This is a genomic window from Mesorhizobium sp. M5C.F.Ca.IN.020.32.2.1, assembly GCF_004023105.1.
Taxonomy (GTDB): Bacteria; Pseudomonadota; Alphaproteobacteria; order Rhizobiales; family Rhizobiaceae; genus Mesorhizobium; species Mesorhizobium wenxiniae.
In genome coordinates this window covers 1-12,823 of the sequence record NZ_RZSX01000070.1, presented here as the reverse complement: position 1 = coordinate 12,823, position 12,823 = coordinate 1, and the positions used below count along the sequence as shown (strand labels likewise).

17 protein-coding genes are annotated in these 12,823 nt (G+C 62.5%); 9 read left to right on the top strand and 8 right to left on the bottom strand.

Features of this window, described 5'->3' with window-relative positions; translation table 11 throughout:
• The coding region (locus EOA86_RS39280) for a hypothetical protein (RefSeq protein WP_206629963.1) at window positions 1-213 on the bottom strand (213 nt) is incomplete at its 3' end.
• Between EOA86_RS39280 and EOA86_RS05805 the strand changes: the two genes are divergently transcribed.
• Entirely contained in the window at window positions 206-1,381 is a 1,176-nt protein-coding gene (locus tag EOA86_RS05805) for an OpgC family protein (protein WP_127209889.1), read from the top strand. The genes EOA86_RS39280 and EOA86_RS05805 overlap by 8 nt on opposite strands.
• A 10-nt stretch (window positions 1,382-1,391) precedes the next feature.
• On the opposite strand, the gene EOA86_RS05800 is transcribed toward EOA86_RS05805, so the two are convergent.
• Window positions 1,392-2,474, bottom strand: a complete 1,083-nt coding sequence (locus EOA86_RS05800; RefSeq protein ID WP_128340960.1) for a LacI family DNA-binding transcriptional regulator — start codon at window positions 2,472-2,474, stop codon at window positions 1,392-1,394.
• 141 nt (window positions 2,475-2,615) lie between these two features.
• Between EOA86_RS05800 and EOA86_RS05795 the strand changes: the two genes are divergently transcribed.
• Window positions 2,616-2,759: a hypothetical protein gene (locus tag EOA86_RS05795; protein ID WP_095521892.1), complete on the top strand. Its 144-nt coding sequence runs from the start codon at window positions 2,616-2,618 to the stop codon at window positions 2,757-2,759.
• A gap of 61 nt (window positions 2,760-2,820) precedes the next feature.
• Window positions 2,821-2,982, top strand: coding sequence for a hypothetical protein (locus EOA86_RS38450; protein WP_164891578.1), 162 nt, complete (start codon window positions 2,821-2,823; stop codon window positions 2,980-2,982).
• Window positions 2,983-3,031: 49 nt separating this feature from the next.
• Here the strand turns inward: EOA86_RS38450 and EOA86_RS05790 are convergent, their stop codons facing one another.
• Window positions 3,032-3,406 (bottom strand): DUF423 domain-containing protein, encoded by a 375-nt coding sequence (locus EOA86_RS05790; protein WP_128340959.1) that lies wholly within the window; start codon window positions 3,404-3,406, stop codon window positions 3,032-3,034.
• Between the two features lie 41 nt (window positions 3,407-3,447).
• Window positions 3,448-4,707, bottom strand: coding sequence for a multidrug efflux MFS transporter (locus EOA86_RS05785; RefSeq protein ID WP_127209892.1), 1,260 nt, complete (start codon window positions 4,705-4,707; stop codon window positions 3,448-3,450).
• Window positions 4,708-4,870: 163 nt separating this feature from the next.
• On the opposite strand from EOA86_RS05785, the gene EOA86_RS05780 reads away from it, so the two are divergent.
• Both EOA86_RS05780 and EOA86_RS05775 read left to right on the top strand, forming a co-directional pair.
• Window positions 4,871-5,536 carry a GntR family transcriptional regulator gene (locus tag EOA86_RS05780; protein WP_128340958.1) on the top strand — a complete coding sequence of 222 codons (666 nt, stop codon included), beginning with the start codon at window positions 4,871-4,873 and terminating at the stop codon, window positions 5,534-5,536.
• 58 nt (window positions 5,537-5,594) lie between these two features.
• Complete coding sequence (locus EOA86_RS05775) at window positions 5,595-5,855, top strand: DUF982 domain-containing protein (RefSeq protein ID WP_128340961.1); 261 nt, start codon at window positions 5,595-5,597, stop codon at window positions 5,853-5,855.
• Between the two features lie 54 nt (window positions 5,856-5,909).
• Here the strand turns inward: EOA86_RS05775 and EOA86_RS05770 are convergent, their stop codons facing one another.
• Window positions 5,910-6,068, bottom strand: a complete 159-nt coding sequence (locus EOA86_RS05770; protein WP_023798419.1) for a hypothetical protein — start codon at window positions 6,066-6,068, stop codon at window positions 5,910-5,912.
• A 201-nt stretch (window positions 6,069-6,269) separates the two neighbouring features.
• Here EOA86_RS05770 and EOA86_RS05765 point away from each other — a divergent pair, with 201 nt between their 5' ends.
• The gene (locus tag EOA86_RS05765) at window positions 6,270-6,974 is read left to right on the top strand and encodes a hypothetical protein (protein WP_348633329.1); all 705 of its coding nucleotides are present in this window, start codon (window positions 6,270-6,272) and stop codon (window positions 6,972-6,974) included.
• Window positions 6,931-7,242 carry a glycosyl transferase family 90 gene (locus EOA86_RS41435; protein ID WP_348633328.1) on the top strand — a complete coding sequence of 104 codons (312 nt, stop codon included), beginning with the start codon at window positions 6,931-6,933 and terminating at the stop codon, window positions 7,240-7,242. The genes EOA86_RS05765 and EOA86_RS41435 overlap by 44 nt, the downstream gene beginning before the upstream one ends.
• 34 nt (window positions 7,243-7,276) lie before the next feature.
• Here the strand turns inward: EOA86_RS41435 and EOA86_RS05760 are convergent, their stop codons facing one another.
• A complete protein-coding gene (locus tag EOA86_RS05760; protein WP_065008040.1) occupies window positions 7,277-8,320 on the bottom strand; it encodes an aldo/keto reductase in 1,044 nt (347 codons plus the stop codon).
• Window positions 8,321-8,579: 259 nt separating this feature from the next.
• On the opposite strand from EOA86_RS05760, the gene ppk2 reads away from it, so the two are divergent.
• The gene (gene ppk2, locus EOA86_RS05755) at window positions 8,580-9,500 is read left to right on the top strand and encodes a polyphosphate kinase 2 (RefSeq protein WP_128340957.1); all 921 of its coding nucleotides are present in this window, start codon (window positions 8,580-8,582) and stop codon (window positions 9,498-9,500) included.
• 232 nt (window positions 9,501-9,732) lie between these two features.
• On the opposite strand, the gene EOA86_RS05750 is transcribed toward ppk2, so the two are convergent.
• Window positions 9,733-10,377 (bottom strand): dihydrofolate reductase family protein, encoded by a 645-nt coding sequence (locus tag EOA86_RS05750; protein WP_065008042.1) that lies wholly within the window; start codon window positions 10,375-10,377, stop codon window positions 9,733-9,735.
• Between the two features lie 218 nt (window positions 10,378-10,595).
• On the bottom strand, window positions 10,596-11,627 hold the full coding sequence (gene hemB / locus EOA86_RS05745; RefSeq protein WP_065008043.1) for a porphobilinogen synthase: 1,032 nt from the start codon (window positions 11,625-11,627) through the stop codon (window positions 10,596-10,598).
• A 207-nt stretch (window positions 11,628-11,834) separates the two neighbouring features.
• On the opposite strand from hemB, the gene EOA86_RS05740 reads away from it, so the two are divergent.
• Window positions 11,835-12,823 (top strand): 3-hydroxyisobutyryl-CoA hydrolase (locus tag EOA86_RS05740; RefSeq protein ID WP_128340956.1); only part of this gene is annotated, 989 nt, incomplete at its 3' end.

The following is a 12,823-nucleotide window of genomic DNA, read 5'->3' as shown; positions in this document are numbered from 1 at the left end:
TAGTTGCATCCTTTTGATTTCGCGTCGTTTTTGTTCATTTGCCGGCTTCAAAACGGAATATTTTCGGGCTCCTTCAAAGTTGATTGAACCGGGCGCATTTCCGTCCGTTTGTTCGCGATATGCTCCTGCGGGAGGAATCGAAGGGGTGCGTCGGGCGGTCGCATCGATCGCCGGCATGAACAACCAGCTTTGAGGCCTTTTATCGATGACCATGCCAAATTCGGAACGCGATACGCGTATCGATGTGTTCCGCGCTCTCGCTCTGCTAATCATATTTGTCGACCATGTCCCGGGCACGGTTTTCGAAACCCTGACCTACAAGAATTTCGGCTTTTCGGATGCCGCGGAAGCCTTCGTGCTGATCTCCGGCATGTCCGTTGCGCTCGCCTATGGCTCAAAATTCCAGACCGGAAACCGGCTCATGGCGATTCTGAAATTGTGGCGTCGCGCCGGTGTGCTCTATGTCGCCCACATCGTCACGACGATGGTGGTGGTGGCCATTTTCTGCGCGGCGGCGGTGTTCGAGAAGCGGCCGGACATGCTGACGCTGATCAACATCGAACCATTGATCAGGAACCCGCAGCAAGTGCTGATCGGCATCGTCACGCTTGGCCATCAGCTCGGTTACAACAACATCCTGCCGGTCTATGCGGTGCTGCTGCTGATGGCGCCAACCTTCCTGCTGTTCATCAGCTACAGGCCCGTGGCGGCGCTCGCGATATCGGGAGCTCTGTGGCTGGTTGCCGGGATCTATCAGATCGCGCCGCCGAATTATCCTGAGCCCGGCTTCTGGTTCCTCAATCCGCTGTCGTGGCAGTTCCTCTTCAACATCGGCCTGGCGAGTATGCTACATATCAAGCGCGGCGGCACCATTCCGGTCAACCGTTGGCTGGTCGGCACGGCGGCGGTCTATGTCGCGGCGGCATTGATTTGGGTGCACAGCCCGCTATGGGGGCACGTGTCGTGGCTGAACCTGCCGGTGGTGCTGACCGGCTTCGACAAGACATTCCTGTCGCTGCCGAGGCTGGTCCACATCCTGGCGGTGAGCTACCTGATTATGGCCTTTCCTTCTGTCTCGAACCTGTTCCGCACCAGTCGCGACCATCCGCTCGCCATATTGGGCAAACGTTCGCTGCCGGTTTTCATCGCCGGCACGGTGATCGCTATGGTGGCGCAGGTGATGAAGCTGATCAACCCGGGCGGGTTTGCCTATGACAGTTTGCTGATCGCCGCCGGAATCGCCATGCAGTTCGCGCTCGCTTATTATCTTGAATGGCTGTCGGGTATTGGACAGTCCGGTAAGAGCAAGCCGGTCCGTAGCGAGGCGCCGCCTGCCCATACGCCCTTCGGTGTGGGGGCCATGGCGACTAGCAATCCGTAAGCGTCCGGGTTCAAGCTGTTTTGGGCGGCGGTCCGGAAGATGCCCTGACGACAAGCTCGACGCCGAGCGTCTCACGCCGCACCGTGCCGTCGAAATCAAGGATCGTTCGTGCCGCCCGGCGGCCGATCTCGGCGATCGGCTGGGCGATCGTGGTGAGCGCAGGATCGCAAAGCGCCGCGTCCGGCACGCCATCGAAGCCGACGATGGAAACGTCGCCGGGAACCGAGAGGCCACGTGCCTTCAGCCACTCGATGGCGATCATGGCGATCCTGTCCGACATCGTCAGGATGGCGGTGGGCGGCTCGGCCGAGGCGAATACCGTTTCGAGGCCCGCTCTGGTGCTGGCCTCGTCGTTCTCGGTCTCGAAGACCGGTACACTGGCTGTATCCACGCCGAAGCGGGAGAGCTCCTCGAAATAGCCTGCATAGCGGTCGCGTGTTCCCGTGTAGACCGCCGAGCGGACCTGCTCTGGTGTGACCAGACCGGTGCGACCGTCGGCGAGGGCAAGCGACAGCACGGCGAAACGGCGATGACCAAGCTCCGCCAGATGGCGTGCCGCCATGCGAGCGCCGACGACATTGTCGACGCCGATCGCCGAGACGGTGTCGTCCTCGGAACCGAGCTCGAGCGCCACGAAGGGGAGCTTGCGTTCGCGCGTCAACTCGACGAGGCGCGGACCTCCCTCGATGCAGAAAAGAATGAAGCCGTCGACCAGGGCGCTCTGGATGTTCCAGGCAAGCTTCTCCTGGTTGCCGGCCGATACCAGCGCGATGCCGGCGCCGGTGGCGTCACATGCCTCGGAAATCCCGGCCATCATCGCGCGGGCAAAGGGGTCGTCGAAGAAATAGGCGAGGGGCTCGGTCGTGGCGACGCCGATCGCGTTGACCTTGCCGGCGCGCAGCAGCCGGCCCTTGGGGTCGGGCCCGGCATAACCCAGCGCCTCGGCGGCCGCCTTGACCCGTTCGCGGACCTCCTCGCGCACGATCTCAGGGCGGCTGAACACGTTGGAGGCGGTGCCGTGCGAAACCCCGGCGGCCTTGGCGATGTCGGCCAGCCGGATGGGTCTTGTATTGCTTTCGGTGGATGACGCCATTTTTGCCTCCAGACTCCTCTCTATCACGTTCGTTGGATCGATTCAAATTTTTGCTTGACATTGGTGCGGTTGGGTGTATTTTTGAATCGATCCAAGCCCGATGCCACTTGTCGGTTGGATCGATTCAGGAAGGAGACAGCCATGCACCCCGTCAACTATCTTTTCGAAGACATCTATCGCAACGACTGGAGCATAACCTCGAACGCGGTGACCCGGACACGGCGCGGCAGGGCCGGCCCGTGGATCCGCGATCTGCGTTTTCTCGTGGAGCGCAAGCGGAGCTGATCGGCACGGCATTTTCGGGTCTCTCGATTGGATCGATTCAAGTCAAAAAGGGAGCCTAGCCATGCATCCGATCAATCATCTGTTCGAAGACATCTATCGCAACTATTGGGGCATCTCGCCGGCCATCGATAGGCCGGAGCGGCGCCGCCTGACCAAGCCGGGTGCACGCAATCGCGACCTGCCGGTCCGGCCCGAACGGCAGGATTGGTCATCGTCTGACTGATCGTCGTTTGGCGGAAACGGGCCCCGGCCGTTTGCCCGCAAGCGCCATCTCAGGAGCGCGGGCGCATGAGCGCCGAGGCTGCAACCGCCAGCCAGCCGGCGATGAGCAGGGTGCCGCCGATCGGCGCCGACATCGGGAAAAGCCGCGAGCCGAGAAAGTCACGGGCGAGGAGATCACTGCAGAACAATACAAGCCCGACAAGAAGGACAAGGCTTGCGCTTCGCAGGATCCGGTTTGCGCCGACGTGGCCGACGGCAAGAAAGACCGGCGCATGCATGAGCAGGAAGGACGCGGCCGCGCCGACGAAAGCGCCGCCCAGGTGCGCGGCCGCGGCGGAGAGTGCCACGCCGGCCGCGCCGCACAGGCCGCCGGTGAAAATGAGAATGCGGCCACTGCCGCTTGCTGGCTGCTCGGCCGTGCTCATGTCTCTGGTCTCCGTCAAGTAATGATAGCTCGCGAACGGTGTCACGACTTGCCCGCCTGCACCAGCATGTCGCGCGCGCGTCGCGACTGGACCACCCAGTTATACGCAGCTCCGCCTGCCATCAGCACGGATGTGCCGAGAAACACCGCGCTCATCCCGAAATGACCGCCGACGAAGCCGCCGAGCAGTGGTCCGGCGACCTGTCCGACATATTGCGCCGAGATCGATAGCCCGAGCACATTGCCGCCGACGCCGTCCGGAACATTGTGGCGGATGACGCTGGTGATGCAGGGCAAAAGACCGCCAAGCGCCAGCCCCATCAGGAAACGCAGGCCGACGAGCTGCCAGCCCTGCGTGACGAAGGCTTGCGGGATGAGCAGCAGTGCCGAGACGGCAAGCGCCCCAATGATGACGTTCCAATGGCCGACGCGGTCGGCGAGTTTTCCGAGACGCGAGGCCGACAGAATGGCGCCAAGTGCTGCCGCCGACATGACGACGCCGGAGATCAGCGTGACGCGGCTTTGATCCTCTATGAGCTGTTGGACGTAGACCGTGATGATCGGCTCGATCGACATTGTGGCGAAGCTCAACAGCGTGCCGGTCGCCAGCATGGCGACCACCGGGCGCTTGTCCGAGATTTGCGACCAGCCGCGTTTCGGCTTCTCAGTCGATGCTGATTTGTCGGCTACCGGGCGAGGGTTCTCCTCGATGAGAAAAGTCGTTGCCAGGAACGCCAGGAAAATGACGCCGCCGGCGAGCAGGAAGGTTGCGCGGATGCCGATCAAAGGCGGCAGCGCGCCGCCGAGCAGGGGGCCGACGAGGGCGCCTGCGGTGATGCCGGCCGACAGCACGCCAAGCGCCCAGCCTGACCGGTCCTTCGGCGTCTGCATGGCGACGAGAATGGTCGAGCCCGAGGAATAGCCGCCGGCGAAACCGATCAGCAGGCGCAGCAGCACCAATTGCCAGACAGTCTCCACCATGCCGGTCAGCGACATGCAGACGGCCATGCCGAAACTGGCACGCACCAGCATCAGCTTGCGGCCGTAGCGGTCGCCCAGCCGTCCCCACAGCGGCGCCACCAGCGCGGCGGCGAAGAACGTCGCGCCATAGGCGATGCCGGACCACTGCACGATCGCCGCGTGCCCCTCGGCACCCAACTGCTCGACGTAAAGCGGCAGGAAGGGCAACAGCAGCGTCATCGCGACAAGCGTGCTGAACGAGCCGGCAAAGCACACGGCGAGATTGCGGCGCCAGTGGATGTTGTGGGCGCCTTGCGTGGCAGGGGTGGCGTCTTGCGGCATGGCCTGTCCTGTCCGGCAAGTCTGTCGGCGGCTTGCTGCAGATACCGTTGTGGGATACCAAATTGGTATCCGTCATGGACGCAAGCTCGACGGCTGTCAATGCGGCGCTCTCAACGCTGAGCAGCGACCAGATATCCAGAACAATTAGCCAGAACGGAACACCATGTCGCAGATGCAGAGTGTCGAAAAACACCTTCGCGGAATGATCCTCGGCCTCGAGATCGGCCCGGGCGAGCGGCTGACGGAGCGCTGGATCGAATGCCGCTTCGGGGCCTCGCGTACGCCGGTCAGGGCAGCATTGCTGCGGCTCGAGACGGAAGGTCTGGTCTGCCGCGACGGGCGCGGCTGGACGGTATCGCCGATCAACCTCACCGAGCTCGAGCAGATCGCCGTTTACCGCGAGGCGGTCGAGGTGGCGGCGGTCAAGCTGACTTGTGCCTTGGAGGAGAGGAGCGCCGTCGACGTCATCGAGGCGATGCTGGACTCCTGTGACGCCGGCACCCCGCGCGAGGAATGGCATCGCGTCGGCATGGATTTTCACATCAAGCTGGCACGCCTGTCCGGCAACGAGTTCCTGCTCAGGGCGGTTCGCGATGCCATGACGCGCCTGTCACGCGCCCGTTGGCTGGAGGTGCGCGACGAGGCGGCACTCGGGCGTGCCTGGGCCCAACACCGTGCCATTCTGGCAGCGGTGCGGACCGGCGATGCCGATGAGGCGGCACGGCGGCTTTCGGCCCATATCGTCGGCAGCCGCGACCGGCTGGTGATGTCATTGCACAATGACCGCCGCGGCCTGCGCGCCAGGGGATTTGCCGTCGTCGCGGCGTGATTGCGGAGGCAACCACTTTCGCCCTCGCTTCGCGGGCGCCGATGGCATAAGAGCGGCGATGGAAAACAACCGATTTGAAACACCCGTGACCGTCAAGTCGGGCGCGGAGGGAACCACTCAGCTCTTGCGTACCGTCCGCGAGGCTTCCGATTACCTCCTCAACAGCTGGCCCGGCAAGCGCAGTCCAAAGCATCGCGAAGCGCTGCAGGCCTGCCATGATGCGCTGGCCGGCGACAAACCGGCGATGACCGCAAGGCGCGCCTTCATCGCCGCCGCGCGCGAGGTGAACTTGTTCGTCAGCGACAAGGCGCCGGCCTGAAGACGCAGCGGGATTCCTAGGCCAAATCCGATCCGCCTCGCGGGCCGGAGCGTTTTACTCTGCCGTTTCCGTTTCGGTCTCGGACGTGGTCTCGTCTTCGGGTTTCGAACGTTCCTTGGCTGCCACCTTGGCCGCCTGCTTTTCCGCCTTCTTGGCGGCCTTCTGCCGGTCGCGTTCCTTGCGTTCCTGGCCATAATTCGGTGCTCGCGCCATATCTCTTCCTTTCACAATCCCAAGGTTCTTAGCCCTGCCTAGGAGCATTGGGCTCCAAACACAACACCGCAAAGAGCGATCGGCTCCATACACAGCCGGCAGGCTAGCTGAACACGGTTCTGTGGCTTGCAAGAAGGTCGGCACAATGGTGTAGGAGGGGCCCGGGGGCAAATCACAAGCCGACTTTTTATCAAGTGACCGATGGCCACCCTTCAAAGAAACGTACAGAAGCTATTCTACTATGCGCGCAATGCCGTACGCGATGTTGCACCGCAGGCGCTGTTCCGCCGCAGGCTCGCCGGGCTGCTCGATCAGGCCAGGCCTCCGGATGGATCGGTCCGCGCGCGTCTCAATTATTACAATAGGTTGCAGGACCCTTTCGCGCCGAGCGCCGGCGCCGTGCCGGTCAGCCGGCTGCCGAGAGGCCGGAGCATGTATTACTACGATCTGAAGGAATTTGCCCGCTACTTCGATCCCGATTTGCGCATCGACTTCGAATTCGGCGACGTCATTGAAGTGCCTGCGATGCCGTCGATCGTCAAGGATCGGCCGATCGCCGGCGACAACAGGAATGGGGTCCTGTTCAAGCTCAACAAGTTCCGCCACTTCCACATGCCCGCCGACGATGTAGCCTTCGCTGACAAGCTTCCGGTTGCGGTGTGGCGCGGCGAGCTCAACAACCCGATAAGGACCTTGCTTCTTGAGGCCGCGCGCGATCTGCCCTTTTGCGATGTCGGCACGCCCAAACCGACGGCAGCGCCGGAATATCGCAAATCTTATCTGAGCATCGATCAGCAGCGGCGCTGTCGCTATATCATTTTCGCTCGAAGGCAACGATGTGGCGACCAACCTAAAATGGATCATGAGTTCGAATTCGCTGTGCCTGATGCCGCCGCCGACGTATGAGACATGGTTCGCCGAAAGCGAACTCGTGGCCGATGTTCACTATGTGCCGCTCGAACCTGATTTCACGGATCTTGCCGAGCGGGTGCAATATCTCGAACGTCATCCGACTGAGGCCGAGCGCATCGTTGCCGCCGCCAACGCCTATTGCCGCAAGTTCGCCGACGAAGGGGCCGAGCAGGCGATCTGCTTGCTCGTGCTCTACAAGTACTTCGTGCTCAGCGGCCAGATCGAGCCTGATCCCGAGGTCTGGCGTTTTATCTCAGGCTAACCCGCGGCGACATTCGACCTGATCAGGACCGTTGTCAGATATCTTCCCGGTCAAGAACCAGATCGGCCGGACCAAACCGGTCCTTTGCCGTGAATTGCTGGTGCCAGTAGGGATACAGAACGGGCGGGCGGCTCACAGCGTCCAGGCGTGCGCGCTCATCGCTGGTCAGCACCAGGCTTGCAGCGGCGATATTGTCCTTGAACTGCGCTTCGGTCCGTCCGCCGATCACCAGCGAGCTGACGGCCGGCCGGCCTAGCAGCCAGGCAAGCGCCACCTGCGCTGCCGAGACGCCATGGCTCTTGCCGATATAGGCAAGCACATCGACGATCCGCCACAGCCGGTCCTCATCACGGATCGGCGGTTCCGTCCAGCCGCTGAGCTGGCGGGAGGTGGCCTGGTCGCGGTGGTATTTGCCGGACAACAGTCCACCGGCGAGCGGGCTCCACACCAACACGCCAAGCCCCTGGTCGACCGAGATCGGCAGCAGTTCATATTCGGCTTCGCGTGCTTCCAGCGTGTAGTGGATCTGCTGGGTGACGAAGCGCGGCTGGTGCTGGCGGTCGCTGATCCCCAGCGCCTTCATCACTTGCCAGCCGGAATAGTTGGAACAGCCGACATAACGGACCTTGCCCTGGCTGACGAGCGTGTCGAGCGCGGCGATGGTCTCCTCGAGCGGCGTTGTGCCGTCCCATTCGTGCAGGAAATAGATGTCGATGACGTCGGTCCTGAGGCGCTTCAGGCTCTTCTCGCACTCGCGGATCAGATGGTAGCGCGACAGCCCTTCGTCGTTGGGGCCCGTGCCGATCCGCATTCGCGCCTTGGAGGCGATCAGCACATCGCCCTTGCGTTTGCCGCCGAGCGCTTCGCCGATGATCTCTTCCGAAAGCCCGTTCGAATAGACATTGGCGGTGTCGATGAGATTGATGCCGGAATCGATGCAGAGGTCGATCATCCGGCGCGCCTCGTCGAGATCGGTCTTGCCGACCGCCGAAAATGCGCCGGCGCCGCCAAAGGTCATGGTGCCCATGGTCAGCGTCGAAACCTTCAGCCCGGAACGGCCGAGAGTGCGGTATTCCATGTCAGATCCTCGCAATTGCGTTGAGAAGGGCTGCTTCGAAGGCCGCCCGAGGGGAGCCTGGCATTTGTAGGACAATTCGAGCCGCTTGTCGTGCATGCCATGGAGGCCGATCGATCACATCTCACGGATTTGCGCGACCGGCACACAGGCCGGCTGCAATAAAACCGTCATTGCCGGCCTGTATGCAAGTCGGCTCAAGGTGTTCGGTCTTGGCCGGCAGGCCGGACGCCGACAGGGGCTCGCACGCGGAGCAGCATAAATGACCGAAGCAAAACAGAATTCTCCTGCCAAGGACTGGCTGGAGGCGGAGCTCGCCGACACGCTTGACGAAGATTACGAGCTGGAAATGTCGGAACCGGCGGTGTCGCTGGAGATCGCCAAGATCTACAAGAAAGCGCATCCGCCCTCGATGGATCGCCAGCAATATTTTCGCGACCTGATCACGCTGCAATCCGAATTGATCAAGCTGCAGTCCTGGGTGGCATATCACAAGAAGAAGCTGGTCGTGGTTTTCGAGGGCCGCGATTCGGCCGGCAAGGGCGGCGTCATCAAGCGCATCACCCAGCGCCTCAATCCGCGCATCTGCCGCGTCGTAGCCTTGCCGGCGCCGACCGAACGCGAAAAGTCGCAATGGTATTTCCAGCGCTACGTCCCGCATCTGCCGGCAGGCGGCGAGATCGTGCTGTTCGACCGCTCCTGGTACAACCGCTCCGGCGTCGAAAAGGTGATGGGATTTGCCGAACCGGATCAGGTCGAGGAGTTTTTTCGCGACGTGCCGGAGTTCGAGCGCATGCTCGTCCGCTCCGGCATCACGCTGGTCAAATACTGGTTTTCCATCACCGACGAGGAGCAGCAGATGCGTTTCCAGATGCGCATCCATGATCCGATGAAGCAGTGGAAGCTGTCGCCGATGGACTTGCAGTCGCGCGTGCGCTGGGAGCAGTACACCAAGGCCAAGGAAGAGACGTTCGCCCGCACCAACATTCCCGAAGCCCCCTGGTTCATCGTCGAAGGCAACGACAAGAAGCGGGCGCGGCTGAACTGCATCGATCATCTCCTCAAGCAGATGCCTTATGAAGAAGTGCCGCACGAAGAGATCACGCTGCCCGACCGCGTCTTCAATCCCGAATACGAGCGCCAGGTGCTGCCGCGCGAGCTGTATGTACCGGAGAAGTATTGAGGCAGGGTTCCCTTCTCCCCGTCAGTATACCGGGAGAAGGTGCCGGCCGGCGGATGAGGGGCGGCGCCGACCTCGGCAGTTGAACCCGGCCAAGTTACTGCGTGGGCCAAGCTCATTCTGACGCAATCTTCGATCGATCGCGCCGCCCCTCTTTGCACTGCCGCGCATTTCTCCCCGTATAGTGACGGGGAGAAATGGGCTTTCGCCAATCACCAACGTTGCAGAAGTGCCGCTAAGCCCGCTTGATGATGACGTGCGTGGCAAGCGGCGTCGCCACCTGTTCGGTGCACTGATAGCCGAGCTTGAGCATGTCGAGGCCGGCAAAAAGGTTCTCACCATTGCCGAGCAGCAGCGGCGACACCGCCAGGTGCATCTCGTCAATCAGCTTCTCCTGCAGATATTGCCGGATGGTGGCGACGCCGCCGCCGACCCGAACATCCTTGCCGCCGGCCGCCGCCTTCGCCTGTTCCAGCGCCGAGTGGATGCCGTCGGTGACGAAATGGAAAGTCGTGCCGCCTTCCATCACAATAGGGTCGCGTGGATGGTGGGTCAGCACAAAGACCGGTACGTGGTATGGTGGATTGTCGCCCCACCAGCCTTTCCAGTTCTCGTCAGGCCATTCGCCGCGGATCGGGCCGAACATGTTGCGGCCCAGGATCCAGGCGCCGACATTTTCGAAGCTGCGCACGGTGAACGCCTCGTCGGTATCCATGGTGCCGCCCTCCTTGCCAACCATCTGACGAAATGTGCGGGTGCCGACCATCCATTTGTGCAGATCTTCTCCGCCGACACCGAGAGGATTGCTGAGATCCTGGTCAGGACCGGCCCCGAAGCCGTCGATCGACAGGGTGAAAGCGTTGACGCGAAGTTTGGACATGAGAGCCTCCTCGATAACCAGTTGCGTTATGCAATCAGTTATTGGTAGCTTAACTGATTGCGATTTGCAAGCGGTGTTTGGAACACGGCAAGGCGAAAGCGAAGGGCCAGGCGACTCTCGCTGCGTTTCACCGGCCGGAAACTGAAATTGTCCTGTATGTCGAAGCGGATCGCCGGCTATTGTTCGCGCCGCGAACCCATGTTCGGCTGAAGGGGATGCTACCCCTCCAGCATCGCCGCCACTTCGGGCGCAAAATAGGTGAGGATGCCGTCGCAGCCGGCGCGCTTGAAGGCTAGCAGCGATTCCAACATCGCCTTGTCGCCGTCGATCCAGCCATTGGCGGCAGCCGCCTTGATCATCGAATATTCGCCCGACACCTGATAGGCGAAGGTCGGCATCCGGAATTCGTCCTTCAGCCTGCGGATGATGTCGAGATAGGGCAGGCCGGGCTTGACCATCAGCATGTCGGCGCCCTCGGCGAGGTCCTGCTCGGCCTCGCGCACGGCCTCGTCGGAATTGGCGTGGTCGAGATAGTAGGTCTTCTTGTCGCCCTTGAGCAGGCCGGCGGTGCCGACCGCCTCGCGATAGGGCCCGTAGAAAGCGGAGGCGAATTTCGTCGCGTAGGACATGATCGCCACATCCTGAAAACCATTGGCGTCGAGCGCGTCGCGGATGGCGCCGATGCGGCCGTCCATCATGTCGGAAGGGGCAATGATATCGGCGCCGGCCGCCGCCTGGATGACGGCAGCCGCAGTGACCTGCTCCACGGTCTGGTCGTTGACGATGATGCCGTCGCGCAAGATGCCGTCGTGGCCGTGCGAGGTGAAGGGATCGAGCGCTGCGTCGGTGATGATGCCGATCTCTGGCACCGCGTGTTTGATGGCGCGCGTGGCGCGGTTGATGATGTTTTCCGGATCGAGGATATGCGAGCCGGTCTGGTCGCGCAGGCCGAGCGCGACATTCGGGAAGGTGGCGATCGCCGGAATGCCGAGCTTTGCCGCGCGCTCGGCCTCCTTGACGGCAAGGTCGAGCGACAGGCGGAAGACGCCGGGCATGGCGGCGATCGGTTCGCGGATATTCTTCCCATCGACGACGAAGATCGGCCAGATCAGGTCGTCGACGGAGAGCCGGTTCTCCTGGACGAGGCGGCGCGACCAGTCGGCCTTGCGCATGCGGCGCAAACGGCGGCTGCCGGTGATCTCGTCGACGCTGCGCGCGCCGGCAGGCTTTGCTGGGGTGAATTTGTTCATCGCGAAAACTCCGGGATCGGCAGCTTTTACCACGAGCTTCCGCCGCTGACCAATGCGCCACGATTGTGCCAGGCTGGCATTACCTGGATATCGGTATGCCAAATCCGGCTGACCGTTACAGGACAGGATTGACCTTGGCATTGACGCACCCATGCGCCACGCTTTAGCACTTCAGTCCCGGCGGCGCAGGGGAGGGAATGTCAGGCGATGGATTTTGGCGGCAGCGACGAGATCCGCTTCGAACGATTGGACAGGGCCCGCATCGTCACGCTGACGCGGCCGCAAGCGCTCAATGCCGTCACCCACCGCATGGTCAAGGCGCTCGACAAGGCGCTGCGCGCCTGGGAGCGGGACGACGGCGTCGACGTCGTCGCCGTCAAGGCCGAGGGCAGGGCGTTTTCGGCCGGCGGCGACATCCTCCACATCTACGAGGCCGGCCGGGCGGGAAAGCCGCCGGTCGATTTCTTCGCCGACGAATACCGGCTGAACGCCCGCATCGCGCGGTTCAAAAAACCCTATGTCGCCCTGATCGACGGCATCGTCATGGGCGGCGGCGTCGGCATCTCGTTCCACGGTTCGCATCGGGTGCTAACCGAAAACGCCCAATTCGCCATGCCGGAAGTCGGCATCGGCTTTTTCCCGGATGTCGGCGCCAGTCATCTCCTGCCGAACCTTGGCGGCAGTTTCGGCATGTATCTGGCCCTGACCGGAAACCGCATCCGCTATGGCGACGCTTTGTGGTCGGGCCTGGCGACGCATACGATCAAGGCGCAGGACCAGTCCGGTTTTCTCGACCGGCTGGTCGCGACCGGCGACCCGGAATCGGCGCTGCGCGGCTTTTCCGTCCCGGCCCGCCGCGAGACTGACAGTCGGACGCTGGAAGCGATCGTCCGGCATTTCGCGCAAACGTCGCTGGGTGACGTCATCGGCAGCCTGGAGCGCGCCGCACCAGCCGATGCGTTCGCGGCAAAGACCCTGGCGACGATCCGCACCCGCTCGCCGACCGGTCTGCATGTCGCCTGGCGCGAGATCAACGCCGGGCTGACGCTATCGATGGACGAGTGCATGCGGATGGAATTCCGCATCCTCAACCGCATGCTAGCCGGCCACGATTTCTACGAAGGCATCCGCGCTGCCATCATCGACAAGGGCTCGACGCCGCAATGGCGGCCGGCAGGCATCGACGACGTCAGTGC